27 protein-coding genes and 2 pseudogenes are annotated in these 20,745 nt (G+C 63.9%); 15 read left to right on the top strand and 14 right to left on the bottom strand.

What is annotated here, in order from left to right:
• Positions 1-11 precede the first annotated feature (11 nt).
• The 4 genes from CSZ94_RS07180 to phaP all read left to right on the top strand — a co-directional run bounded on the left by CSZ94_RS07180 (position 12) and on the right by phaP (position 2,343).
• The gene (locus CSZ94_RS07180; protein WP_102120885.1) at positions 12-617 is read left to right on the top strand and encodes a pyridoxamine 5'-phosphate oxidase family protein; all 606 of its coding nucleotides are present in this window, start codon (positions 12-14) and stop codon (positions 615-617) included.
• Between the two features lie 79 nt (positions 618-696).
• Positions 697-1,068 carry a VOC family protein gene (locus CSZ94_RS07175; protein WP_180977387.1) on the top strand — a complete coding sequence of 124 codons (372 nt, stop codon included), beginning with the start codon at positions 697-699 and terminating at the stop codon, positions 1,066-1,068.
• Between the two features lie 27 nt (positions 1,069-1,095).
• Positions 1,096-1,431 (top strand): hypothetical protein, encoded by a 336-nt coding sequence (locus tag CSZ94_RS07170; RefSeq protein ID WP_102120884.1) that lies wholly within the window; start codon positions 1,096-1,098, stop codon positions 1,429-1,431.
• Between the two features lie 273 nt (positions 1,432-1,704).
• Positions 1,705-2,343 carry a TIGR01841 family phasin gene (phaP, locus tag CSZ94_RS07165; protein ID WP_102120883.1) on the top strand — a complete coding sequence of 213 codons (639 nt, stop codon included), beginning with the start codon at positions 1,705-1,707 and terminating at the stop codon, positions 2,341-2,343.
• A 116-nt stretch (positions 2,344-2,459) separates the two neighbouring features.
• Here phaP and CSZ94_RS07160 read toward each other — a convergent pair whose 3' ends face one another.
• Positions 2,460-3,494, bottom strand: a complete 1,035-nt coding sequence (locus CSZ94_RS07160) for an alpha/beta hydrolase (protein WP_102120882.1) — start codon at positions 3,492-3,494, stop codon at positions 2,460-2,462.
• A gap of 65 nt (positions 3,495-3,559) precedes the next feature.
• Positions 3,560-4,450, bottom strand: a complete 891-nt coding sequence (locus CSZ94_RS07155) for a LysR family transcriptional regulator ArgP (RefSeq protein ID WP_102120881.1) — start codon at positions 4,448-4,450, stop codon at positions 3,560-3,562.
• A 202-nt stretch (positions 4,451-4,652) separates the two neighbouring features.
• Here CSZ94_RS07155 and CSZ94_RS07150 point away from each other — a divergent pair, with 202 nt between their 5' ends.
• The gene (locus CSZ94_RS07150) at positions 4,653-5,258 is read left to right on the top strand and encodes a LysE/ArgO family amino acid transporter (protein ID WP_102120880.1); all 606 of its coding nucleotides are present in this window, start codon (positions 4,653-4,655) and stop codon (positions 5,256-5,258) included.
• On the opposite strand, the gene CSZ94_RS07145 is transcribed toward CSZ94_RS07150, so the two are convergent.
• Positions 5,259-6,701, bottom strand: a complete 1,443-nt coding sequence (locus CSZ94_RS07145) for a coniferyl aldehyde dehydrogenase (protein WP_102120879.1) — start codon at positions 6,699-6,701, stop codon at positions 5,259-5,261.
• A gap of 147 nt (positions 6,702-6,848) precedes the next feature.
• On the opposite strand from CSZ94_RS07145, the gene trxC reads away from it, so the two are divergent.
• The 5 genes from trxC (at position 6,849) to CSZ94_RS07120 (ending at position 9,645) form a co-directional block, all read left to right on the top strand.
• Positions 6,849-7,301: a thioredoxin TrxC gene (gene trxC / locus CSZ94_RS07140; RefSeq protein WP_102120878.1), complete on the top strand. Its 453-nt coding sequence runs from the start codon at positions 6,849-6,851 to the stop codon at positions 7,299-7,301.
• Positions 7,302-7,371: 70 nt separating this feature from the next.
• The gene (locus CSZ94_RS07135; protein WP_219725983.1) at positions 7,372-7,881 is read left to right on the top strand and encodes a MarR family winged helix-turn-helix transcriptional regulator; all 510 of its coding nucleotides are present in this window, start codon (positions 7,372-7,374) and stop codon (positions 7,879-7,881) included.
• Positions 7,878-8,624, top strand: a complete 747-nt coding sequence (locus CSZ94_RS07130; protein ID WP_102120876.1) for a HEAT repeat domain-containing protein — start codon at positions 7,878-7,880, stop codon at positions 8,622-8,624. The genes CSZ94_RS07135 and CSZ94_RS07130 overlap by 4 nt, the downstream gene beginning before the upstream one ends.
• Before the next feature lie 24 nt (positions 8,625-8,648).
• Complete coding sequence (locus CSZ94_RS07125; RefSeq protein ID WP_102120875.1) at positions 8,649-9,011, top strand: DUF6616 family protein; 363 nt, start codon at positions 8,649-8,651, stop codon at positions 9,009-9,011.
• Positions 9,012-9,042: 31 nt separating this feature from the next.
• A complete protein-coding gene (locus CSZ94_RS07120) occupies positions 9,043-9,645 on the top strand; it encodes a DUF1287 domain-containing protein (RefSeq protein WP_102120874.1) in 603 nt (200 codons plus the stop codon).
• Here the strand turns inward: CSZ94_RS07120 and pdxR are convergent.
• Positions 9,602-10,921, bottom strand: coding sequence for a MocR-like pyridoxine biosynthesis transcription factor PdxR (pdxR, locus tag CSZ94_RS07115; protein WP_308410543.1), 1,320 nt, complete (start codon positions 10,919-10,921; stop codon positions 9,602-9,604). The two genes, CSZ94_RS07120 and pdxR, sit on opposite strands and share 44 nt — an antisense overlap.
• Complete coding sequence (locus tag CSZ94_RS29170) at positions 10,888-11,085, bottom strand: hypothetical protein (protein WP_308410542.1); 198 nt, start codon at positions 11,083-11,085, stop codon at positions 10,888-10,890. The genes pdxR and CSZ94_RS29170 overlap by 34 nt, the downstream gene beginning before the upstream one ends.
• Positions 11,086-11,189: 104 nt before the next feature.
• Between CSZ94_RS29170 and CSZ94_RS07110 the strand changes: the two genes are divergently transcribed.
• Positions 11,190-11,630, top strand: coding sequence for a carboxymuconolactone decarboxylase family protein (locus tag CSZ94_RS07110; protein ID WP_102120873.1), 441 nt, complete (start codon positions 11,190-11,192; stop codon positions 11,628-11,630).
• Positions 11,631-11,710: 80 nt separating this feature from the next.
• On the top strand, positions 11,711-12,013 hold the full coding sequence (locus CSZ94_RS07105; protein ID WP_102120872.1) for a hypothetical protein: 303 nt from the start codon (positions 11,711-11,713) through the stop codon (positions 12,011-12,013).
• 6 nt (positions 12,014-12,019) lie between these two features.
• Here CSZ94_RS07105 and CSZ94_RS07100 read toward each other — a convergent pair whose 3' ends face one another.
• The gene (locus tag CSZ94_RS07100; protein ID WP_102120871.1) at positions 12,020-13,195 is read right to left on the bottom strand and encodes a multidrug effflux MFS transporter; all 1,176 of its coding nucleotides are present in this window, start codon (positions 13,193-13,195) and stop codon (positions 12,020-12,022) included.
• 188 nt (positions 13,196-13,383) lie between these two features.
• On the opposite strand from CSZ94_RS07100, the gene epsC reads away from it, so the two are divergent.
• Positions 13,384-14,322, top strand: coding sequence for a serine O-acetyltransferase EpsC (epsC, locus tag CSZ94_RS07095; protein WP_102120870.1), 939 nt, complete (start codon positions 13,384-13,386; stop codon positions 14,320-14,322).
• 139 nt (positions 14,323-14,461) lie between these two features.
• Here the strand turns inward: epsC and CSZ94_RS07090 are convergent, their stop codons facing one another.
• The 5 genes and pseudogenes from CSZ94_RS07090 to CSZ94_RS07070 form a co-directional block, all read right to left on the bottom strand.
• Positions 14,462-14,941, bottom strand: coding sequence for an META domain-containing protein (locus CSZ94_RS07090; RefSeq protein ID WP_102120869.1), 480 nt, complete (start codon positions 14,939-14,941; stop codon positions 14,462-14,464).
• A gap of 84 nt (positions 14,942-15,025) precedes the next feature.
• Positions 15,026-15,913, bottom strand: coding sequence for a subclass B3 metallo-beta-lactamase (gene bla / locus CSZ94_RS07085; RefSeq protein WP_102120868.1), 888 nt, complete (start codon positions 15,911-15,913; stop codon positions 15,026-15,028).
• Positions 15,914-16,247: 334 nt separating this feature from the next.
• Positions 16,248-16,469: pseudogene (locus CSZ94_RS28525) on the bottom strand (5,10-methylene tetrahydromethanopterin reductase); the annotation flags it as partial.
• Positions 16,470-16,472: 3 nt separating this feature from the next.
• The gene (locus CSZ94_RS07075; RefSeq protein WP_102120866.1) at positions 16,473-17,300 is read right to left on the bottom strand and encodes a MetQ/NlpA family ABC transporter substrate-binding protein; all 828 of its coding nucleotides are present in this window, start codon (positions 17,298-17,300) and stop codon (positions 16,473-16,475) included.
• A complete protein-coding gene (locus CSZ94_RS07070) occupies positions 17,297-18,211 on the bottom strand; it encodes an acyl-CoA dehydrogenase family protein (RefSeq protein ID WP_102120865.1) in 915 nt (304 codons plus the stop codon). The genes CSZ94_RS07075 and CSZ94_RS07070 overlap by 4 nt, the downstream gene beginning before the upstream one ends.
• Between CSZ94_RS07070 and CSZ94_RS07065 the strand changes: the two are divergent.
• Both CSZ94_RS07065 and CSZ94_RS07060 read left to right on the top strand, forming a co-directional pair.
• A pseudogene (locus CSZ94_RS07065) lies at positions 18,195-18,362 on the top strand (ABC transporter permease); the annotation flags it as partial. The gene CSZ94_RS07070 and the pseudogene CSZ94_RS07065 overlap by 17 nt on opposite strands.
• Before the next feature lie 25 nt (positions 18,363-18,387).
• Positions 18,388-19,230 carry an ATP-binding cassette domain-containing protein gene (locus tag CSZ94_RS07060; protein WP_102120945.1) on the top strand — a complete coding sequence of 281 codons (843 nt, stop codon included), beginning with the start codon at positions 18,388-18,390 and terminating at the stop codon, positions 19,228-19,230.
• Here CSZ94_RS07060 and CSZ94_RS07055 read toward each other — a convergent pair.
• From CSZ94_RS07055 to CSZ94_RS27950, 3 genes are all read right to left on the bottom strand, one after another.
• Positions 19,175-19,897, bottom strand: coding sequence for an HAD-IA family hydrolase (locus tag CSZ94_RS07055; protein WP_102120864.1), 723 nt, complete (start codon positions 19,895-19,897; stop codon positions 19,175-19,177). The two genes, CSZ94_RS07060 and CSZ94_RS07055, sit on opposite strands and share 56 nt — an antisense overlap.
• 55 nt (positions 19,898-19,952) lie before the next feature.
• Positions 19,953-20,420 carry an META domain-containing protein gene (locus CSZ94_RS07050; protein ID WP_102120863.1) on the bottom strand — a complete coding sequence of 156 codons (468 nt, stop codon included), beginning with the start codon at positions 20,418-20,420 and terminating at the stop codon, positions 19,953-19,955.
• Between the two features lie 106 nt (positions 20,421-20,526).
• Positions 20,527-20,745: hypothetical protein (locus tag CSZ94_RS27950; protein ID WP_180977391.1), on the bottom strand; the 219-nt coding region annotated here is incomplete at its 5' end.

Below are 20,745 nucleotides of genomic sequence, written 5' to 3'. Positions count from 1 at the left end.
GCACCGGGGCCATGCGCATCGATTCCATAGAGCAACTGCGCGCGCATTATACGCCCGCGCAGGGGCGGGCGCTGAGCAAGCAGCTCGACCGTCTCGACCCACATTGCATGGCGTTCATTGGCCTGTCGCCGTTCGTCGTGCTGGCCACGGGCGGCACTGGCGGCCAGCTCGACGCCTCACCGCGCGGCGGCGCGCCCGGTTTCGTGCAGGTGCTCGATGCCCATACCTTGCTGCTGCCCGATGCCAAGGGTAATAACCGCCTCGACAGTTTCAGCAATATTGCCGAGACGGGCAGGGCGGGGCTGCTGTTCATGATCCCTGGCGTCGATGAAACCCTGCGTGTGAATGGCGAGGCCAGTCTCAGCGACGATCCGGCGCTGCTGGCGCACTTCGCCGGCGAGCGCCACCCGCCGCGCCTGGTCATGCGCATGCGCGTGGCAGAGGCGTATCTGCATTGCGCCAAGGCCCTCATGCGTTCGCGTCTGTGGGATAGCGCGGCGCAAGTCGAACGCTGCGTCTTGCCGACGATGGGCCAGATGATCCAAGACCAGACGGGCGGCAGCGGGCCGCAGGAAACACAGGCGCAGATGGTCGCCCGCTACGCGCCGGATCTGTAGCTTTACTTGCGAAAAAGGCAATGTTGGCGCATACTGTGTTTCCTTTCTTTATTTTCCATACCCTCCAAGGAGCGCCATCATGATTCTTGATCACATCGGTTTGAATGTCAGCGATGCACAGGCCAGCAAGGCTTTCTTTTCGGCTGCCCTGGCGCCCCTGGGCGTGTCGGTGGTGATGGAAGCGCAGGGTTGGGTTGGCCTGGGCAAGGATGGCAAGCCCGATTTCTGGTTCGGCGTGGGCGGCACGCCGCATGCCGGCATGCATCTGGCTTTCGCGGCGGACAAGCGTGCCCAGGTGCACGCGTTTTACAAAGCCGCGCTGGAAGCGGGCGGCAAGGATAACGGCGCGCCAGGCATTCGCGCCATGTATCACCCGCATTACTATGGCGCCTTCGTGCTGGGCCCGGACGGTCACAATGTCGAAGCCGTCTGCCACCATCCCGAAGCCTGACACCGTTCATTACCCAAAGAGAGCCGCATGAAGCACAGCGCCACCCTGTTTGCCGACGATGCCGGCCGCTATGCCTATGTGAAAGGGGGATTTTCCTGGCCGGCTCTGTTGCTGGGCTCGTTCTGGGCCGTGGCCAAGCGCCGCTGGTGGCTGTTGCTGCTGATGCTGGCGATGGATGTCTGCCTGTGGTTTGGCAGCCATCTGGCCACCGAACTGCACATCGGTCCGCTGATGCTGCTGATGGCCGCTGCAGAGCTCAGTTACCTGCTGGCACGTGGCTGGTATGGCAACCGCTGGCTGGAAGCCTCGCTGCGTAGCCATGGTTACAAGCCCGTCGTGCCGGCCACGGGCACTGTTTCTTGAGCGTGCCTGGCACAGATTTTCCTTCCTGTCACTGACGTTTGCCAAGGGCAAGCCGTCCAGCCAAAACTCTTTGCGCTGCCTGGCGTACCTTTGATACAGATCATCCCTCACCTGCGGTGCTCACGTAGCCTTGGGACTCGCGTTGCAAAGCATCTTTCCACCAATCGGATATGTTTTTCGCGTTTCGTGGCGTAGCCCGGTCGTCTGCTTCACCGTTCGACAGCCGGTGGTGTCGCCTTGTGTCTACCCAACCGCTATTTAATGAGGAACTCCATGTATCCCTATTTCCCTAGTGTTACCCCTGCCGCCAAAAACCACCTGGAAGCGCAACTGGCTTTTTTCAATGGTGTGTCGAAGTCCTTGTTCCAGTCGGTGCAGCATTTTAATGACTTGAACATGCAACTGGCGCAAGGCTTGCTGGAAGAAACCACTGTCACCAGCCAGAACCTGCTGACGCTCGAGCGCGCTGAAGATGTGTTCCAGGTGGCTGCCGTAGCGGGCCAGCCAGCCGCCGAGCAACTGCGCAAGTACCAGCAACAGCTGTCGCGCCTGGCAGCCGATACGCAGGTCGAACTGGCCAATGTGGCAGAGCGGCATGTGAATGAAACGAGCCGTACTGCCAAGGCACTGGCCGAAGAAGTGGCCCGCACGGCTGCGGAAGAAACGCAGAAAAACGTGCGCAAGCAGCAGGAAACCATGCAGCGCGTCGCCGAACCATTCCAGGCCAACCATCAAAACGGCGCCAACCGCGACCAGCAGCGCGGCGCGCAAAGCCGTGACGGTCAAAGCCTGCAAAGCGTCAGCCAGCAGGGTAGCCAGCAGTCGGCCGGCAGCGAAAGCTCGGCCAGCGGCAGCGCATCGCAAGCGGGCTCCGCACAAAGCAAAAGCAGCAGCGCCAGCCGTAAAGAATAAGCGGGCCGCTGCTGGGGCCTGAATGGCAGCGCAATCCGCGTCACGCGGACCGAGCCTTGCGATGCGCTTAGCTGGCGCAGCATCGTGCATTTTGGTCCGGGCAGAGCGCCCGTCCTTCAGGGGGCGGGCGTATTGTCGTGGGTGGCGGGGCGCGCTGCGGCAGCTTGCGTGGCGGCGCTCGGCGCCGTTGCAGGACTTTGCGCCGTTGCAGGACGTTGCCGCGTAGCCGAGCTTTCCCGCATGCCCGTGCCTTGCGGCGTGCCCGCGTTGTCCGTCTTGCTGTTGGCGTCGATAAAAGCGCTCACGGCGTCCAGCGTGGGGGCCAGCATGCGCAAGGGGCTGGCCAGCGAGGCGAGCAAGGTGGTATGGCTGACCTTGTCGAAATACGTTTCCGTCACCGGCCGTTGGTGTGCCCGCAAGGCCATGGCCAGGCCACCCGTGTTGCGTTGCGGATTGACCAGTTTATCCCGTCCGGGCAGGGGGGCGATCAGCAAGGCGGGCGGGGCCTCGGCAGTCACGTGGTTGATGGGCTGCGAAGAGGCGGGCGTGTCCGGGTAAAAGAAGACGGGACGGGTGGTGGTGTTTTCGATCGGCAGGAAATCATACGGACCGGCCAGACCTATCCATCCCCGCAAGTCGTGCGGGTGCATGCCGTGGCGCGCCAGCAGGCTGGCGTCGAGCGCCAGCATCGCCGCATTGTAGGCGCCGGCGCTATGGCCCATCACGAACAAGCGGGCGGGGTCGCCGCCATGGCGGCCGGACTCCATCGCGGCCCAGGCCACGGCGCGGGCCGCATCCTGCAAAATCTCCGGGTAGTGCACGTCCGGATATAGCCGATAGTCGGCGATCACGGCCAGGTAGCCGCGTGACGCGAGCGCATGGCCAACGAAGGCATAGTCGGCGCGCTCGCCCGTCGTCCAGTTGCCGCCATAAAAGAACACCACCACGGGCACGGACCCCGTACGGATTTTTGGGGCATACACATCGAGTTTTTGCCGTGGCAGGGGGCCGTAGGCCAAGCCCCGCGTCACTTGCGAGGCGCTGCCGGACGACAAGGCATTGATGGCGGTCAAGGGGGAGCAGGCGGCCAGGCTGGCAGCGAGCGGGATGGTCGCCGCCAAACCGAACAATGTGGTGCGCAGGATCGTCATGCTGGCTCCTGATGGTGGTGGATGATGCTTGCAGTGTAGAGCAGCTAACTGTTTCGTGTTTTATTTCAATCTTGCAGCAGCCATTTGCGCGCCGTGGCGATGACGGCATCCGAGAGGGTACGCGTGAGGGGCGTCTGGATATCCCAGGCATGCCAGGTCAGGGGCACGTCGAGCGCCTGCCCGGCGGCCACGTCGACCAGCCTGCCGGTGGCCAGCGCCGTTTCCGCCTGCAGCAGGGGCACCATACCATAAGCATAGCCCGCTTCGATGAAGCGCACGAAGTCGCGCGCCGAACCGAGCACATGGTGCGGATAGCGGCCCGTGTAGCCGAGGCGGTGCTGCAGGTAGCGCTCGTGCAGGGCATCCTTGCTGCCAAACGTGATGGCGGGCGCCTGGCTGACGGCCTCCACCGTAAAACCATGGGAAAACCATTGCTGCGCGAATCCCGGCGATGCCACGCACAGATAGCGCATGCCGCCCAGCGGCGTGGCCGTGGTGCCGGCCACCAGATCGTTGGCGCTGGTGACGCAGGCAAACACGCGTCCTTCGCGCAGCTGGCTCAGGGTGTGGTCCTGGTCGTCGAGGCGGATATCGAGCAGGCACGACGGCGGCGATAGCAGCGGCCCAAGCGCTTCCGGGATCCAGGTGGCGGCGCTGTCGGCGTTGACGGCAATGGCCAGCTCCGGCAATTGCGTGGTGGGGCCGGGCTGGGCGTCGAGCGCCGCTTCGAGCAGCTTGACTTGCCGATAGTGGGCGATCAGGCGCTGGCCCGCTTCCGTAGGCAGGGGCGGGTGGCTGCGGATGATCAACAAGGTGCCTTCCAGGTTTTCCAGCGTGCGGATGCGCTGCGACACGGCCGGCTGGCTGATCGCCAGCGCTTGCGCGGCCTTTTCAAAGCTGCCCAGGCCGATTACGGCGTCGAGGGCGGCCAAGCCACGGTAATCGACAACGCGCATAAGATTCTCTTATATATAGTTAGAATCATTCATTATACTTATATTTACTTTTTCTTTACACTGTTGAAATAGGGTAACAACTCCACTCTCCCGCGCGGTCCTCCTGGTTCCGCACCACCCTCCACCTACCACTGATGACTTTGCCGTTGCCGGCAGAGCGTGGGCGGCCGTGCGCGTGATGGAAAGCAATAAAGGATGCAATATGGACAGCGCAATCTTCTTGAAAGGCATGGGGCTCGGAGCGAGCCTGATCGTGGCCATCGGCACGCAAAATGCATTCTTGCTCAAGCAGGGCTTGAAGCGCCATTATGTGCTCACCTGCATACTCGTGTGTTTGCTGTGCGACGCCATCCTGATCACGGCCGGCGTGGCTGGCATGGGCACGTTCATTGCCGACAATCCCAACTTCCTGCTGTGGGCCAAAGCCGGTGGCGCCACCTTCCTGATCGCGTATGGCTTGCGCGCGGCCAAGTCGGCCTGGCGTCCAACGGCCCTGACGGTGTCGGCCGCCAAGGCACCCGAAGGTTACTGGGCCGTGATCGGCGCGGCGTTGGCGTTCAGCTTGCTGAACCCGCACGCCTTCCTCGACACGGTCATCCTGCTCGGCTCGATCGGCGGCCAGCATGAAGGCGCGGGACGCTTCTACTTCGCCGGCGGCGCCATCATGGCTTCGGCCCTGTGGTTCTTCCTGCTGGGCTTTGGTGCGCGCTACCTGGCGCCCGTGTTTGCCAAGCCCATGGCCTGGCGCGTGCTCGACGGCATCATTGCCCTCGTCATGTGGGCCATCGCCGCCTCGCTGTTCCTGTAATCAGCGGGTCAGGAAGTTCAGTATGCGGCTGGCCAGCTTGCCATATGGCGGCCGCAGCAGTGTCAAAGCGCTGAAGCGCGCCTGGTAAAACACCGGGCGCAGCTTGCTGAAGGTATGAAAACCTTCCACACCGTGGTAGTGGCCCATGCCGGACTCGCCCACGCCACCGAAGGGCAGGTCGTGCTGGCCCACATGGAACAGGGCGTCGTTGACGGAGACGCCACCCGACATCACCTTGTCGATCAGCCTCTGCACGGTCTGCTTATTGTTGCTGAACGGATAGATGGCCAGCGGGCGTGGTCCCGCATTGATGCTGTCGATCACGCCTTCCAGATTCGTGTAGCCGCGCAGGGGCAGGATGGGGCCGAAGATTTCCCGCGTCAGCAGCAGGCTGTCCTCGGGCGCGTCGAGCACGATATGCGGCGCGATCTTGCGCGTGGCGCGGTCGTAGGCAGGCCCCGGCAACAGCGAAATCACTTGTGCGCCCCGTTCGCGCGCTTCGTCGAGCGCCAGCAGCAGGCGCTGAAAGGCGGCCTCGTCGATGATGGAGGTGTAATCGGGCGTGTCCAGCTGCGGGTAGCGCGTGGGCACGATCTGGCGCGCATGCGCGACGAAGGCGGCAATGCTCGTTTCGGGCAGCCAGGCGTGGTCGACGCTGGTGCAGATCTGCCCCGCGTTCAAGTACTTGACGAACAGGATGCGTTCGGCGGCTGTGCGCACATCGAAATCGGCGCAGACGATGGCCGGCGCCTTGCCGCCCAGCTCCAGGGTGACGGGGCACAGATTGCGCGCCGCCGCCGCCATGACGGCGCGACCCGTCTGGCCGGACCCCGTAAATAATAAGTGATCGAACGGCAGTTGTGAAAAAGCCATGCCCACGCCGCCTGTCTCTTCAAAAAACTGCAATTTTTCCGGTGGAAAGTAGGCGGGCATGGTGTCGATCAGCAGCCGGGCCAGGTGGCGCGAATTTTCGCTCATCTTGACCATGGCGCGGTTGCCGGCGGCGAAGATGTAAGTCAAAGGCACCAGGCTCAGGTTCACGGGGAAATTCCACGGCACGATGACGCCTACCACGCCCAGCGGTTGGGGCAGCACGCGGTTGCTTGCGCCTGGAAAATTGCGCCAGTCCACGCTGCGGCGCTGCGGCTTCATCCATTTTTTCAAGTGTTTTAATACATGGTCTATGCCGTCGATGGCGGGGAATATCTCCGCTAGCAAGGTTTCGTGCCGGGAACGGTTGCCATAGTCGACACTGATCGCCTCGCACAGCGCGTCTTTATGGTCGCGGATGTAGCGCTGCAAGGTTTGCAGGTCGTGTTTGCGCTCGGCAAGCGTGGGCACGGGGTGGGCCAGATAAGCGGCACGCTGCAAGGCCAGGGCGGCATCCAGTGTTGCGTGGACGGGGGTGGTGCTCAGATCCATGTTTTCTGCGACATCAGGCATTTTTTTCCTCGGCCGGCTTGGCAATGTGCGCGCCGCTCCAGCGCACTATAGTTGACTCTGTGCAAAAGTGCCGCCAGCGTGCCGACGCGGCTGCACGATACACCGTAAAATGTCCGATCACTTTACGCTACGCTTCCCAGGAATGCCATGACCTCGACCACGCCAGACTCCCTGCACATCGTTTGCCCCCATTGCGACGCCGTCAACCGCCTGCCGCACGCCCGCCTCAGCGAGCAGCCTACCTGCGGCAAGTGCCAAAAGGATTTATTCATGGGCCAGCCCGTGGACCTGGCCAGCGCCCGTTTCCTCAAACATATCGAACGCAGCGACATTCCCGTGCTGGTGGACTTCTGGGCGCCGTGGTGCGGTCCGTGCCGCAGCATGGCGCCATTCTATGTGCAGGCCGCCAAGACCCTGGAGCCGGCGTTCCGCGTCGTCAAGGTGAATACGGAAGCGTCGCCGGACCTGGGCAGCCGTTTCAATATCCGCAGCATTCCCACCCTGGCCCTGTTTTTGCGCGGCGTGGAAGTGGCGCGCCAGCCGGGCGCCATCGATGCGCTGGCCATCATCGCCTGGGCGAAGGATAAAGCCCACCTTTGAGCCGGCGGGAAAACCATCACAGTTTTTCATTTGACATTTAGTATGGCGCAATATTATATTGCGCCATATGATAAAACTCGAACAGAAATACACGGCCTTGCTGGGCGACGTGCAGCGCCGCGCGCTCGGCCCGGACACCCCGGCATCCCTCGGGCGCCTGCGCCTGTGCTTTGAAGTGCTGGGCCTGGCGTCCGCCATCGATGGCGATTGCGCCACGCGCCTGGGCCGGCATGGCTTGTCGGAAGGCAAGTTTGTGTTGCTGTCCCTGCTGCGCGATGTGCCGGACGGACTCTCGCCGCACGCACTGGCCGAGCGGGCCGGCGTGACGCGCGGCACCATCACGGGTTTGCTCGACGGCATGGAGCGCGACGGTTTCCTGGCGCGCCATGCGGACCAGGTCGACCGGCGCAAGCTGCTGGTGCGCCTGAGCGCCAAGGGAGAAGCTGCCGCCTCCACCCTGGTCGACGAACATGCGCAATGGATCGCCAGCCTGTTTGCCGATTTCACGCCGGAAGAAATGCAGGTGTTCAGTGCACTGCTGGAAAAAGCCTGGCGTAAGACGGACCGAGGTGCTGCATGAGCCGTGGCGTCGCTGACGTGACTCCCGCGCGCCTGGCGCTGCTGAACGGGGGGAGCGTGGCCAGCGCCACCCTGACGGAAGGGCTGGCCATCGATTTCACCCAGCTGCTGGTCGCAGCCGTACCCGATATCGGCGCCGCCCGGCTGGACCGGATGCGCGCGCAGGCCGCAGCGGGCATCACCAAACGCATGGTCTTGGCGGCGCAATTGCTGCTCGACGGTCAAGTTGACCTGGCGCCGCTGCAAGACCATGTGTCCGATACGGTACGTGGCTGGGCCTGCTTTGCCATCGCCGCCCAAACTGGCTGGACCTTGCCGCAACAACTGGCCGCCATGCGGCCGCTGGCCGACGATGGCCACTTCGGCGTGCGTGAATGGGCCTGGCTGGCGCTGCGGCCCCGGCTGGCTGCGCATCTGCTTGACGCCATCGCGCTGCTGGCACCGTGGACGGCGGACCCGTCGGAAAGAGTGCGCCGCTTTGCCTGCGAAGCGCTGCGCCCGCGCGGCGTGTGGTGCGCGCATATTGCCCAGTTAAAAGAAGCGCCGCAACTGGCCTTGCCCCTGCTGCAGCCTCTGCGCGCCGACCCGGCCGTCTACGTGCAGGATGCCGTGGCCAACTGGCTCAACGATGCAGCCAAGAGCCAGCCGGACTGGGTGCGCAAGCTGTGTGCCCAATGGCTGCAGGAAAGTGACAATGCTGCGACGGCACGCATTTGCAAGCGGGCCCAGCGCTCGCTGGCCTGACGATACCTCACCCAAGGAGTAAACATGCATTACCTGTTAGAACTGTACAGCCCGAAACCTGCCTGGCTGGCCCTCGATGGCGCCGCGCGCCAGGCGTATTTCGACACGGTGGGCGCCGGCATGGCGGCCTTGTCGGGCAGCGGCGCCGAAGCGCTGGCCATGGGCGCCATCGACGGCGGCAAGCTGCATGCGGCTGCCCAGCAATTCTATGCCGTCTGGCGCTTCCCGGACGAGGCGGCGCTGGACGCCTTGCTGGCCGGTATCGCCGCCACGGGCTGGCATGATTACTTTGAGACCATCAATGCGGCTGGCCCGGCCGTGGATTTCCCCACCCACCTGGCGCAGCTGGCCGCCTGGCGTCCGACGTTTTCCCTGCCGCTGGGGTAAAGTTGGCATTTCCATCCGCCCACCGACGTTGATGCCTATCAAACTGCTCTCCCTCCTGGCGCTTGTGCTGGCGCCGATGCTGGCGTCGGCAGCCCCTGCCACTCCGCAAGCCCTCGTCGTCGCCGCCCGCAGCCAGGTGGGCGTGACCCTGCAGTACGACCCGCGCTACGAGCGCCTCGCGTATCCGGGCGGCGATGTGCCGCTTGAGCGTGGCGTGTGCACGGATGTGGTGGTGCGCGCCTACCGCCAGCTGGGGCAGGACTTGCAGGTACTGGTGCACGAAGACATGCGCAAGGCGTGGCAGGTGTACCAGCAGCAGGGACGCTGGCAAATGAAGGGGCCGGACCGCAATATCGACCACCGCCGCGTGCCCAACCTGGGCACGTTTTTTGCCCGCCACGGCACCAGCCTGCCGCCAGCCAAGGAAGCGAACGCTTACCGCGCGGGCGACATCGTCACCTGGCGCCTGCCGCGCAACCTCACGCATATCGGCATCGTCAGCGACAAGCAGTCGTGGAGCGGCGTGCCTCTCATCATCCACAACATCGGCGAGGGCGCGCGCGAGGAAAATATGTTATTCAGTTATCCGATCACGGGACACTATCGTTGGCAACCCGGCTGGCAGCCGCGCTGAGGGGCAGGGGAGCGATCTCTTGCAGGATCGCCAGCACGCAGGCCAGCGCCGTATCGATATCGAGCCTGTCGATGGCGCCATAGCCGAGGAACAAGCCTTCATGGCGGGCGGGGCCATCGTAAAAGCCGGATAGCGCATACAAGCTGACGTCGGCCAGGCGCGCGCGGCGCAGCGATGCGGCGATATCGAGCGGCGCCTGGGCCAGGGCCGCTACGTGGAAGCCGGCGCTGGCCGGCACCAGGCGGAACCACGGCGCCAAGGGGCCGTTGAACCAGTGCTGCAGCCGTTCGCGCCGCCCCGCATAAATGTCGTGGCAGCGGCGGAGATGGCGCAGCAAGTGGCCATCGCCGATGAACTTGGCCAGCGCATGCTGGCCCAGGCTGGCCGTATGGCAATCCGTCAGGTATTTCACCGTTTCCACGGCGGCCACGAGGGCTTGCGGCAGCACCGCATAGCCGAGCCGAAATTCCGGCAGCATGATCTTGGAAAAGCTGCCCACGTGCGCGACGACGCCGTAGCGGTCCATGCTTTGCAGCGCATCTTCGGGTCGGCCTTCGTAGCGGAAAGCGCTGTCGTAGTCGTCCTCGATGATGATGGCCCCCAGCTGCCGGGCGCGCTCCAGCAAGGCATGGCGGCGCGCCATGCTCATCGGCATGCCGAGCGGAAATTGATGTGCGGGCGTGACATAGATCAAGCGCGTGCCGTCGGGGATTTGTGCGACGACAAGACCATCTTCGTCCACTTCCACGCCCACCACGCGCGCGCCCTGGCTGGCGAATACGGCGCGCGCCACCGGGTAGCCAGGTTCTTCCACGGCAACCGTGTCGCCCGGCTCCAGCAGGGTAAGCGCCAGCAGATGCAAGGCTTGCTGCGCGCCGCTGGTGACGAGCACCTGTTCCTCGGTGCAATGGATGCCGCGGCTGAAGGCAGCGTGGCCGGCAATCGCCGCGCGCAAGGCGGGCAAGCCTGCGACAGGGCCATAGCGGCCGCGCGCCTGCCCATCCTGGCGCAGCGCGTGCAGCAGGCAGGCGCGCCATTCATCTTGCGGGAAGTGCGCGGGGGTGGCGCGTCCGCCGATGAAGGCGTAGCGCGCGGGCGTTTCCTGGCTGGCCTGGCGCAAGGGCGTGGGCGTCGCTTCCCAGCGGGCGATGCGCTCGGCGCTGGCCAGCGGCGTGCTGGCGTGGCGGCGCTGCGGCGAGGCATGCGGGGTTTGCACGAAGCTGCCCACGCCGACCTTTCCTATCAGCAGTTTTTCATAAGCGAGCTTCTCATACACGTCGGACACCGTCTTGCGCGACAGGCCCACTGGCTGGCAAGCAGACGCGAGGGCGGCAATTGCTGGCCGTCGCTCAGGCGGCCCGAGCGGATGGCTTCGCTGAGCTGGCGATACAGCTGGCCGCCCAGGTCGCGCGTGCCGTCGATCAGGATATGTAGTTCCATGGAATATCTGTTGGTGGTCTGCCGTTTTTCGGCAGGATTGGCCTGCCGCGCGCGCTATGCGCGCTTCTACAATAGTGCATCTCTACTCTATCAAGGAATGCATCATGACACAGCAACGAATCGATTTCACACAAGCGTCACCGGACGCCGTCAAGGCCATGCGTGCGTTGGAAGCGGCCATCGCCAAGCTGGGCCTGGAACACTCGCTGCTCGAGCTGATCCGCCTGCGCGCCTCGCAAATCAATGGCTGCGCCTTTTGCGTGGACATGCACACGAGCGATGCGCGCAAGGCGGGCGAGACGGAGCGCCGCCTGTATGCGGTGTCGGTCTGGCGCGAAACGCCGTTCTTCACGCCGCGTGAGCGGGCCGTGCTGGCCTGGACGGAAGCGCTAACCCTGCTGCCGCAAGGTCATGCTTCGGACGAAGACTATGCGGCGCTGGCGCAGCAATTGACGCCGGCGGAGATGGTCAACGTCACCCTGGCCATCGGCTCCATCAATACCTGGAACCGCCTGGCTGTGGGCTTCCGCAAGATGCCCGAATAAATCCTGTGTTCGTTCGCGAACAGAGGCCTGGCTGGTTTCAGAGTAGGCTGGCAGGACAACTTGTCAGCGAGGAAACGGCCATGGAAGTCAATGTGAGCGAAGCAATTGAAAAGACCCCGGAACAGCTGGAAGAGGCGCGCCGCGCCTTCGTCGCCGAGTTGTGGCGGCGCTTTGAAACCTTGCAGGAGTGGGCTGTCAGCCACTGGCCCGACCAGCAACATCCCCTGAGTTCCGCCGACTTCGTCGAGGCGCGCAAGGAGATTTTGAGTTTGCGTTCGCCGGCCGGGTCCTTGAATCAGCCAGCCGTGCGTGATGCGGCGGAACCGGCCCCTGAGCAGGGCGGGGCGCAGTATGTCGATGTGACCCCCGCGCCCTGGCCGTAATCTGGCCTAGGCTTCAGCTTTACCCTGCGCAAACACCCAGCACAGCAAACTCACCAGCAGCCCCGCCATCACGCCATACGCCAGATTCAGGGCGCTGTCGAACAGCAACGGCGCCACCAGGCCCGAGACCAGCGCGAACAGCAGCATCTGGATGAACGACTGCATCGACGAGGCCAGGCCGCTGTTGTTGGGGAAGTGGTTCAAGGCCATCAGGGTCATCGGCGGCATGGCGATCGACAGGGCGAACGAGTAGAAGAAAAGGGGCAGCACGGCCCATGGCACTTCGGCGGCAAAGATATAGTTATAGCCGATGTTGGCCAGCGCTGCCACCAGCATCAGGATGAAGCCGGCCCAGATCATCTGGCGCTGGCTGTATCGGTGGGCGATTTTCGCCGACAGGGCCGAGCCGAACACCATGCCGCTAATTAAGGGAATGAACAGCCAGGCAAATGCCGTTTCCGGCAGGTGCAGGATGTTGATGATGAAGTAGGCGGCCGAGCCGATGTACAGGGCGAAGCCGCCAAAGGCGGCGCCGATGGCCGTCGACAGCAGCAGGAACTGGCGGTGGCACAGCACTTTCCAGTAATTGACGGCGATGTCGCCCAGGTGGAAGGCGTGGCGCTGCTCCTTCGGCAGGCTTTCCGGCAGCGCGCGCCAGACGACGATGAACATCAGCACGCCGAAGGCCGTGAGGAACCAGAAGATCGCCCTCCAGCCCAGTCCCACCTGCAGCCAGCCGCCCAGCACGGGCGCGATGGCTGGCGCCAGCGCGAACACCATCATGATGTGCGAGAGGATTTTCTGCGCGGCGGCGCCCGAATAGCGGTCTTGCACGATGGCGCGGCCGATGACGGAACCTGCGCCCGCCGACAAGCCCTGCAGCACGCGCCAGGCCAGCAGCCAGCCCAGCGACGGCGCCAGCGCGGCACCCACGGAGGCGATCACATACAGCACCAGCGAGACGAGAATCACGGGACGGCGGCCGAAGGAATCGGACAGGGTGCCGTAAAACAGCATCATGAAGGCGAACGTGAACAGGAAAAAGCTCAGGGTTTGCTGCACCAGCAGGGGGCTGGCATTGAAATCTTGCACGATGGCGGGGAAAGACGGCAGATAGGTGTCAATTGCAAGCGGTCCGACCATCGCCAGGCCCGCCAAAATCCAGGTTAATAATTTAGTCATGTTGAAGAGTGTTTTTGTTAGTCCGTCATTTTACGCTAGTGACTGGAATCGGGTTTGGCGCCGACGCTGTTTGTCATCCATATGTGTTTTTCGCATATGGAATATTGAAATTCTTCGTTTGCATCGCTTGTTGCCACCGCTATGCTGGGGCGACCCGGCTTGTTTGCCATTTTTGGAAGTGATACGCCATGCACAGCATTGATCCCGCAGCGCCCGCCGACGACACGCCCCAGTGGAACCTGGGGCCCGTGATCCTGGCCTTGCGCAGCTCGCGCGAAGACAAGCACAAGATCCGCCATAACGGCAGGGTGCGCGAACTGCCGTCGCGCGAGGCCTTGACCACCATCGTCAACGGCTTGTCGGCGGCCCTGTTTCCCACCCATTACGGGCGGCCTAACCTGACGGATGAAAGCATCGACTATTTTGTCGGCGACACGCTCAACACCACCCTGAACCGCCTTAGCGAGCAGGTACGGCGCGGCCTGTTATTTTCGGTGCCGGCCGGCGAGGAGCAGGATGCCGCCAGCGACGATGCGGCACTGGCGCAGCAGGCGCGCGACATCACGCGCGCCTTTGCCGCCAGCCTGCCCGAGATCCGCGCCTTGCTGGTGTCGGACGTGCAGGCCGCCTACACGGGCGACCCGGCCGCCACCTCGGTGGCCGAGATCATGCTGTGCTATCCGGGTACTATCGCCATCCTGTACCACCGCCTGGCGCACCGCCTGCATGCGCTGGGCGCGCCGTTCCTGGCGCGCCTGATCGCCGACATCGCGCACACGCTGACGGGCATCGACATCCACCCTGGCGCGCACATTGGCGCATCCTTCTTCATCGACCACGGCACGGGCGTGGTGATCGGCGAGACGGCCATCATCGGCCAGCGCGTGCGCCTGTACCAGGCAGTCACCCTGGGCGCCAAGCGCTTTCCTGCGGATGCCAGCGGTGCGCTGATCAAGGGCACGCCGCGCCACCCCATCGTCGAAGACGACGTGGTCATCTACGCGGGCGCGACCGTGCTGGGGCGCATCACCATCGGCGCAGGATCGACCATCGGGGGGAATGTGTGGCTGACGCAGAGCGTGCCGCCTGAGAGTAACGTGTCGCAGGCGCAGATGCGCAACGACTAGGAAGAGTACCCGAGAAAACGCCCATGGCGGCGCTGCAGCGCCTTGGCGTACTAGCGTACTGCCTGCGGCGCTGCGCCTGGTCCTGAACGTTTTTCGGGCACTCTTCATGCCGGGGGGAGCCCCCGGTTTTGCAACGACCTTACTTCACCGTCAGCGCTTCATAACGTGCCACGGGCACGCCATCTTTCAGCAGCAGCAATTCCTGGTCGGCGTAGCGGTAGCCATTGACTTCGCCCAGGGTGGTCAAGAGCAGACGCTCCAGGTCCATGTCCTGCGGCTGGCACATCATCATGGTGCCGGCCAGCTGCGAGAAGGCCAGGGTGCTGACGCCATCGCTGGTGTAGCCGCCCATCATCTGGTTGCAGCCGCTGTGGCCACTGGCGCGGCCTTCGGCCAGCAGCAGGGTCACTTCGCGCTGTTCAGTTGCTTTGCGCAGCACTTGCTTGCCCTTCAATTCCATCAGCTTCCATTGCGTCTGTGTCAGCTTGGGCGCCGGCTTGGCGGGCGAGGTGGCGCCGGGCGCGGCGGCGGCGGCATCGCTGCGCACGGGCGTTTGCGCGCAGCCGGCAGTGATGGCCACGATGGCGGCGAGGGGAAACAGTCTGGCGAGTGTGAACATGGCAATCCTTCTTCAAATGGATGGCGCCAGCGTAGCAGATTGGCGTCAGGCCAGCGTGCACGGTTGACAAGCTTACTGGCAAGCTTACTGCTGTTTTTCCTGGTCCAGACGAGAGTCGAGCAAGGTGCGCGCCGCCGCCACGTAGGCGCGGCAGGCCTGCGGATCGACAAAGGCATCGCTGCCGCCCGTGACGCTCGCCTCCAGCCGCTCCCACAATTGCGATGCTTCCGGGTGCGCCGAAATGAGCACGTCGCAGGGCAGTTTTTCCAGGCTTTCGAAGCTGTGGCGTAAATCCGCCAGCGCGTGTGGATATTCGCTGCTGGCGCTGAATTTGAAGCCGGGGCGCGAGACGGCGTTGAGGCTATCCGCGTACACCATGTTCAGGCAGCGCGGGCCGTCGCACGATAGCCACGTCCAGCTCAGGCCTCCGGGCGTGTGGCCTGGCGTGGCATGCGCCGTCAGTTCGATGGAGCCGACCTTGAACTGGCCGCCGTCGCGCGCCAAACGCATGTCTTTCACGGGCGGGTACTTGGGCAGCGCGTGGTATTGCGGGTCGTCCGGCCCCACTTCGCCCGACGCCAGGTCCAGCGCCGCCGACGGGCTGGCGGCCACCAGTGCATTGCTGCGCCGCTGCAGTTCGGCCAGGCCGCCCGCATGGTCGATATGGCCGTGCGAATTGAGTATCAGCTTGACGTCCTCGATGCGAAAGCCCAGCGTGTCGATATTGGCGATGATCTTGGGCGCCGATTCCGGCAGGCCGCCGTCGATCAGCACATGGCCCTGCGGCGACGTCACCAGCACGGAACTGAGGCCTTTCACGCCCACATAATAGGTATTGCCGAAGATGCGGAACGGCGCCTGGTCGGCATTCCAGGCGGCGCAGACATCGCAGCCCGGCGTCTGCGCCACTGCCAGGGAGCCATGGCCTGCCAGCAGCGCCAGAGCCAGCGCGCGTGTGAGAGTGAGGGGCATTGCAATCCTTATCCGTGTTGCCAAGGTGGCGTATGCTGACACGGAACGGGGCTGGACGCAAACGCATCCTTGCATGCATAGCTGTTGGCGAAGCTGGTGTTCAGGCCGCAGCCAGGGTGGCGCTGCCGGGTGTGATGCTGACCTGGCGTCCCGCGTGATCGGCGGGCAGGCGCGGGCCTTGGCCGAAGACCTTGTGGCGTAGGCTGCCTTCCTCGTAGCGGGTGCGGTAGCGGCCGCGCCGCTGCAGTTCCGGCACGATGTGGGCCACCACGTCGGCCATGCTGTCGTGCGCCACGGCGAAGGCCAGATTAAAGCCGTCGATGCCCGTCTCGTCCAGGGCCGCATCGAGGCTGCCCCGGTACACGTCATATACGCCCAGCACGTCGGCAAGAAAAACCGCATCGAACAGGCCCGCTTCCAGCAGCTGCGCCAGTTCCGTCCAGTGTTCGGGGTCGGTATAGCGGTGGCTGCGGTCGCGCGCATGCGTCCACAGCCCCGGCGACTGGTGGCCTACGGTATTCATCTGGAAGGCGTTGAAGCGTAGCGTCTTTGCCATGGCTCATTTTGCCGCCGTCTGCAAGGCTTGCTGGTAGTCGGGTTTCGAGTAGCCGGCAAAGTGCTTGTTCGTGATGTCGAGGAATTCGCGCGAGCGATAGGCGGCCGCCAGGTCTTTTGCGAACTGCTTGTCCTTGTCTGCCGTGCGCACGGCCACCAGGTTGATGTAGTCGGGAGAGATTTTCTCGGCCACCAGCGCGTCCGTCAGTTTCAGTCCGGACGCCAGCGCATAATTACCGTTGATGAAGGAGTAGTCGGTGTCGCCCAGGGAGCGTGGCAGCTGCGCCGCTTCCAGCGGCAGCAGCTTGATTTTCTTCGTGTTGACGGCGATATCCCTTTCCGACGCGCGCACGGGGTCGTAGCTGGCGCGCAGCTTGATCCAGCCCAGCTGGTCGAGCAGCACCAGCGCGCGCGCCTGGTTGGTCGGATCGTTCGGCAAGCCCACCGTCGTGCCTTCCTTTACCTCGTCCAGGGTCTTGTACTTCTTGCTGTAGATGGCGATTGGCGCCGTGGGTATCGTGATCAGGTCTGTCAGCGCCAGCTTGTGCTCGAGCGCGAATTTCTTCAGGTAGACGATGTGCTGGAACACATTGGCATCCAGCGAACCTTTGGCCAGCGCAAAGTTCGGCTGGATGTAGTCATTGAATTCCACCAGCTTGACCTTGTAACCCTGTTTTTCCAGGATAGGCTTGATACCCAGCTTGATCTGGTCCGCGTACGGTCCGGCGCTGGTGCCGATGGTGATTTCCTTCGGGGCCTTGGCGTGGACAAGGTTGCTGGTCAGGGTGAGGCTCAGGGCGGTAAGCAACACGGTGCGGCGGGCGATGGTCATGCTGCCTCCTTGGTGGTGAATGATGAGTACGCGGTCGGCTCGGGCGGCGTGCCGGTCAAGGCAAAGCGCCCCAGGTCGCGCAGCTTGTAGTCGATGGGGTCGTGCAGGGTATGCACGCGCACGTTACGCCAGTAGCGGTCGAAGCCATACTGGGCCGAGGTGGAACGGGCGCCCGTCAGCTCGAACATCTGGCTGCTGATTTCCAGTCCCGCCTTGTGCGCCAGGCACTTGGCTTCGGCCACGGACACGGCCAGCGCGCCCTTGCGGAACACTATTTCCATTTCCTGCGGCAGGGCGACTGCCTGAAAATGCACATTGCCGCTGTCCGTCTGGCGCTGGCCGAAGGCGTCCCAGTCCGCCTGCACGGTGACGCCCTCCTGGCGCGTGGGCAGGGCGGCGATCAGCGCCGTTTGCGTGGGTGCGTGCCAGGCGGAGATAGTCAGCCAGTCGGAACCGACGGAGCCGGAAGAAAAGCGCTTGATGCCGTCGAGGAGGTAACCGTCATCGCTATCGATGGCCGTGACGCGTTTGTCGAGAGGATTCAAGGCATTGCCCCAGAACAGACGCTCGTCGACGATGAGGGCCAGCAGGCGGCGCTGCTGCTGCGCGCTACCGTATCGCTGCAGGCCGGCCAGCTGCAAATGGTGGAAGGCGAAGACATGCGCCAATGCGCTGTCGGCGCGCGCCAGGATGCGGATCACCTGGTACACGAGGGGCCAGGATGCGCCCTGGCCGCCGAATTCGACGGGAATCGACAAGGTCAGCAAGCCTGAATCGCGCAGCCCTTCGCGTTCCTGGGCCGCGTGGCCGCCGGCCTGGTCGCGGGCATTCGCCGTTTCGGCCAGGCGCGCGGCCAGCGCGGTGGCAATGCGGATGGCGTCTTGCAGCGGCTCCTGTGCGCAGGCCGGCATCGGCTACATGACCATGAATGCCCGCGAATTTTTGCAAACGGACGTGGTGCTGGTGGGGATCTTGCTGTACGCCTTGCTGGGCAAGCTGGCCGATTTGTTCTCGCGGGGGCTGGAACGCCACTGCCTGCGCTGGCATCCCGCCTACCGATAGTGACGAAATGAGGAAAGAAAAAACCATGCTGCTCGCCCCCATCCAGATCGAAACGGATTTTTTGTCGCTCTTCGTGCAGTACGACCACACCAGCGCGCCGCCGCAAGCCAGGGGCACGCCGTCTGCCCCGCTGGCGCGCCGCGGCGTGCCTTTGGAACTGACGCAATTGAGCAAGGCGTATGGCGAACGCCCGGTCCTGAACAACGTCGACCTGCAGCTGGAGGCGGGCGAATTCGTCGCCATCGTGGGGCGCAGCGGCTGCGGCAAGAGCACCTTGCTGCGCACCATCGCGGGCCTGGAAAGCATCGACGAGGGCAAGGTCGCCATCGGCAGCGGCGTGGGCGCGCCCGATATCCGCATCATGTTCCAGGAATCGCGGCTGCTGCCGTGGAAGACAGTGCTAGCCAACGTGGCTCTGGGCTTGCCGCGTTCCGTCGGCGCGGCGGCCGCCTCGCTGTGGACGGTGGGTCTGGCAGAACGGGCGGACGATTGGCCGGCGGCCTTGTCGGGCGGGCAGAAGCAGCGCGTGGCGCTGGCGCGCGCCCTTGTGCACGAACCGCAATTGCTGCTGCTTGACGAGCCCTTGGGGGCGCTCGACGCGCTGACGCGCATCGAAATGCAGCAGCTGATCGAGTCGCTGTGGCTGGCGCGCGGTTTCACGGCCGTGCTGGTGACGCACGATGTTGCCGAAGCGGTGGCCCTGGCCGACCGGGTGCTGTTGATCGAGGATGGGCGGATTGCCCTGGACGTGCGGGTAGACTTGCCGCGCCCCCGCCAGCGCGGCCATGCGGCTTTCGCCGCGCTGGAGCAGGCTATTTTGTCGCCGGTACTGCAATCGCAGGGGCAGATAACTGCGCCAGCACGATGAAACCATCCGCATCGACGGTTGCCACGATGCTCTCGTAGCTGTCGATGGCGGGGTGGTGCGTGACCAGCGGGTGCGCATGCGTGGCGGTGACGACGATGATCTTCGCGCCGGCCGCCTCACCCGCCTCGATGCCGACCGACGCGTCTTCGAACACCAGGCAATCCAAGGGCGCCACGCCCAGTTTTTCAGCCGCCAGCAAGTAGCAATCGGGCTTCGGCTTGCCCGCCTTGACGTCTTCCGCCGTCACCATGATGGCGGGAATTGGCATGCCGGCCGCCTTCAGGCGTGCAGTGGCCAGCGCGCGCGGGGCCGACGTGACGATGGCCCATTGCGCAGGCGGCAGCGATTGTAAAAAGCGCAGCGCGCCCGCAATTTCAATAATCCCATCCACATCGATGATTTCTGCATCCGTGATGCCCTGCGACTCGCGCTGCGCGTCGACGCCGGGCAAGCGCAGTTTGGCGATGGTGTCGACCGAGCGCGCGCCATGGATGGTGGGTAAAAAGGCTGCCACGTCCAGGCCCTGGCGCTGCGCCCAGATACCCCAGATGCGTTCGGCGGCGGCGATGGAATTGATGACGGTGCCGTCCATGTCAAACAGAAAAGCGCGGTAGCGGCCGGCGGCCGATGGTGGCGGGGGTGAAGGCGGCGAGGGCAGTGCAGACATGGCTTCCTTCCGGATGATGGGATGGAAGCCATTGTAACGGCAGTCGATTTTTATTTCACAGGTAGACCGATTCAAAGCGGGCGACGGGCGCGCCATCCTTGAGCAGGATCAGGTATTCGCCATCGAAGCGGTAGCCCGTCACGCTGTTCAAATTGGCCAGCACGGCGCTTTCCAGTTGCATCAACGGCGGCGGGCAGGCCATGCGCGAGCCGGCCAGCTGCGTGAAGCGCAGGGCCGTGCCGGCCAGCGTGTAGCCGCCCATCACGCGGTTGCAGCCCGTAAAACCGTGGACCTTGCCATCGTCGGTGAGGGTGATGCGCACTTCGCGCTCTTGCTCCGGCGTCATCGTCACGGGGGCGCCATCGAGTTCTGTCAGCTTCCAGTAGGTATTCGTCAGGCTGTAGCTGGGCGTGAGGCCCGTGTCCGGCTTGGCGCCGTCGGACGTGGTGGCGCAGCCGCCGGCCATGGCGATGGCGGCGACGAGGGACAGGTATTTAAAGTGATGCGTCAGGCGATGCAGCATGCGATGCTCCTGTGAGGGTGGAATGCCAGCAGACTAGCAGGTTTTTCGCGCCAGCCAGCGTACGGCAGCGGCGATTATTTTCATTTTGTCAGCCTTGGCATTACACTCATGCTTTCTGCTGTTTCAACTTTATCGGGGAGCCGGGCCGATGCTGCATGCACAAGCGCTGGATAATCGACGGGTCGCCACCAGTGCCGACCAGGGCGATTGCATGAAGCATCAGGTCGGCAAGCCCAAGACCTTGGCGAGATAGTCGGCATTCCAGCCAGCTTTTAAGCGTTTGGTAGCGATGCCGGCCTTGGTTGTCTTTTCGTTTTTCAGTAAA

The organism is Janthinobacterium sp. ROICE36, from assembly GCF_002869965.1.
GTDB lineage: Bacteria > Pseudomonadota > Gammaproteobacteria > Burkholderiales > Burkholderiaceae_D > Janthinobacterium.
Note: the sequence above shows the minus strand (reverse complement) of the source record. Positions and strands in the feature narration are given on the sequence as shown.

Coding starts and splice junctions, on each gene's coding strand:
- CSZ94_RS07180 (WP_102120885.1), top strand. CDS start 12: ATGCGCATCGATTCCATAGAGCAACTGCGCGCGCATTATACGCCCGCG.
- CSZ94_RS07175 (WP_180977387.1), top strand. CDS start 697: ATGATTCTTGATCACATCGGTTTGAATGTCAGCGATGCACAGGCCAGC.
- CSZ94_RS07170 (WP_102120884.1), top strand. CDS start 1,096: ATGAAGCACAGCGCCACCCTGTTTGCCGACGATGCCGGCCGCTATGCC.
- phaP (WP_102120883.1), top strand. CDS start 1,705: ATGTATCCCTATTTCCCTAGTGTTACCCCTGCCGCCAAAAACCACCTG.
- CSZ94_RS07160 (WP_102120882.1), bottom strand. CDS start 3,494: ATGACGATCCTGCGCACCACATTGTTCGGTTTGGCGGCGACCATCCCG.
- CSZ94_RS07155 (WP_102120881.1), bottom strand. CDS start 4,450: ATGCGCGTTGTCGATTACCGTGGCTTGGCCGCCCTCGACGCCGTAATC.
- CSZ94_RS07150 (WP_102120880.1), top strand. CDS start 4,653: ATGGACAGCGCAATCTTCTTGAAAGGCATGGGGCTCGGAGCGAGCCTG.
- CSZ94_RS07145 (WP_102120879.1), bottom strand. CDS start 6,701: ATGCCTGATGTCGCAGAAAACATGGATCTGAGCACCACCCCCGTCCAC.
- trxC (WP_102120878.1), top strand. CDS start 6,849: ATGACCTCGACCACGCCAGACTCCCTGCACATCGTTTGCCCCCATTGC.
- CSZ94_RS07130 (WP_102120876.1), top strand. CDS start 7,878: ATGAGCCGTGGCGTCGCTGACGTGACTCCCGCGCGCCTGGCGCTGCTG.
- CSZ94_RS07125 (WP_102120875.1), top strand. CDS start 8,649: ATGCATTACCTGTTAGAACTGTACAGCCCGAAACCTGCCTGGCTGGCC.
- CSZ94_RS07120 (WP_102120874.1), top strand. CDS start 9,043: ATGCCTATCAAACTGCTCTCCCTCCTGGCGCTTGTGCTGGCGCCGATG.
- CSZ94_RS29170 (WP_308410542.1), bottom strand. CDS start 11,085: ATGGAACTACATATCCTGATCGACGGCACGCGCGACCTGGGCGGCCAG.
- CSZ94_RS07110 (WP_102120873.1), top strand. CDS start 11,190: ATGACACAGCAACGAATCGATTTCACACAAGCGTCACCGGACGCCGTC.
- CSZ94_RS07105 (WP_102120872.1), top strand. CDS start 11,711: ATGGAAGTCAATGTGAGCGAAGCAATTGAAAAGACCCCGGAACAGCTG.
- CSZ94_RS07100 (WP_102120871.1), bottom strand. CDS start 13,195: ATGACTAAATTATTAACCTGGATTTTGGCGGGCCTGGCGATGGTCGGA.
- epsC (WP_102120870.1), top strand. CDS start 13,384: ATGCACAGCATTGATCCCGCAGCGCCCGCCGACGACACGCCCCAGTGG.
- CSZ94_RS07090 (WP_102120869.1), bottom strand. CDS start 14,941: ATGTTCACACTCGCCAGACTGTTTCCCCTCGCCGCCATCGTGGCCATC.
- bla (WP_102120868.1), bottom strand. CDS start 15,913: ATGCCCCTCACTCTCACACGCGCGCTGGCTCTGGCGCTGCTGGCAGGC.
- CSZ94_RS07075 (WP_102120866.1), bottom strand. CDS start 17,300: ATGACCATCGCCCGCCGCACCGTGTTGCTTACCGCCCTGAGCCTCACC.
- CSZ94_RS07070 (WP_102120865.1), bottom strand. CDS start 18,211: ATGCCGGCCTGCGCACAGGAGCCGCTGCAAGACGCCATCCGCATTGCC.
- CSZ94_RS07060 (WP_102120945.1), top strand. CDS start 18,388: ATGCTGCTCGCCCCCATCCAGATCGAAACGGATTTTTTGTCGCTCTTC.
- CSZ94_RS07055 (WP_102120864.1), bottom strand. CDS start 19,897: ATGTCTGCACTGCCCTCGCCGCCTTCACCCCCGCCACCATCGGCCGCC.
- CSZ94_RS07050 (WP_102120863.1), bottom strand. CDS start 20,420: ATGCTGCATCGCCTGACGCATCACTTTAAATACCTGTCCCTCGTCGCC.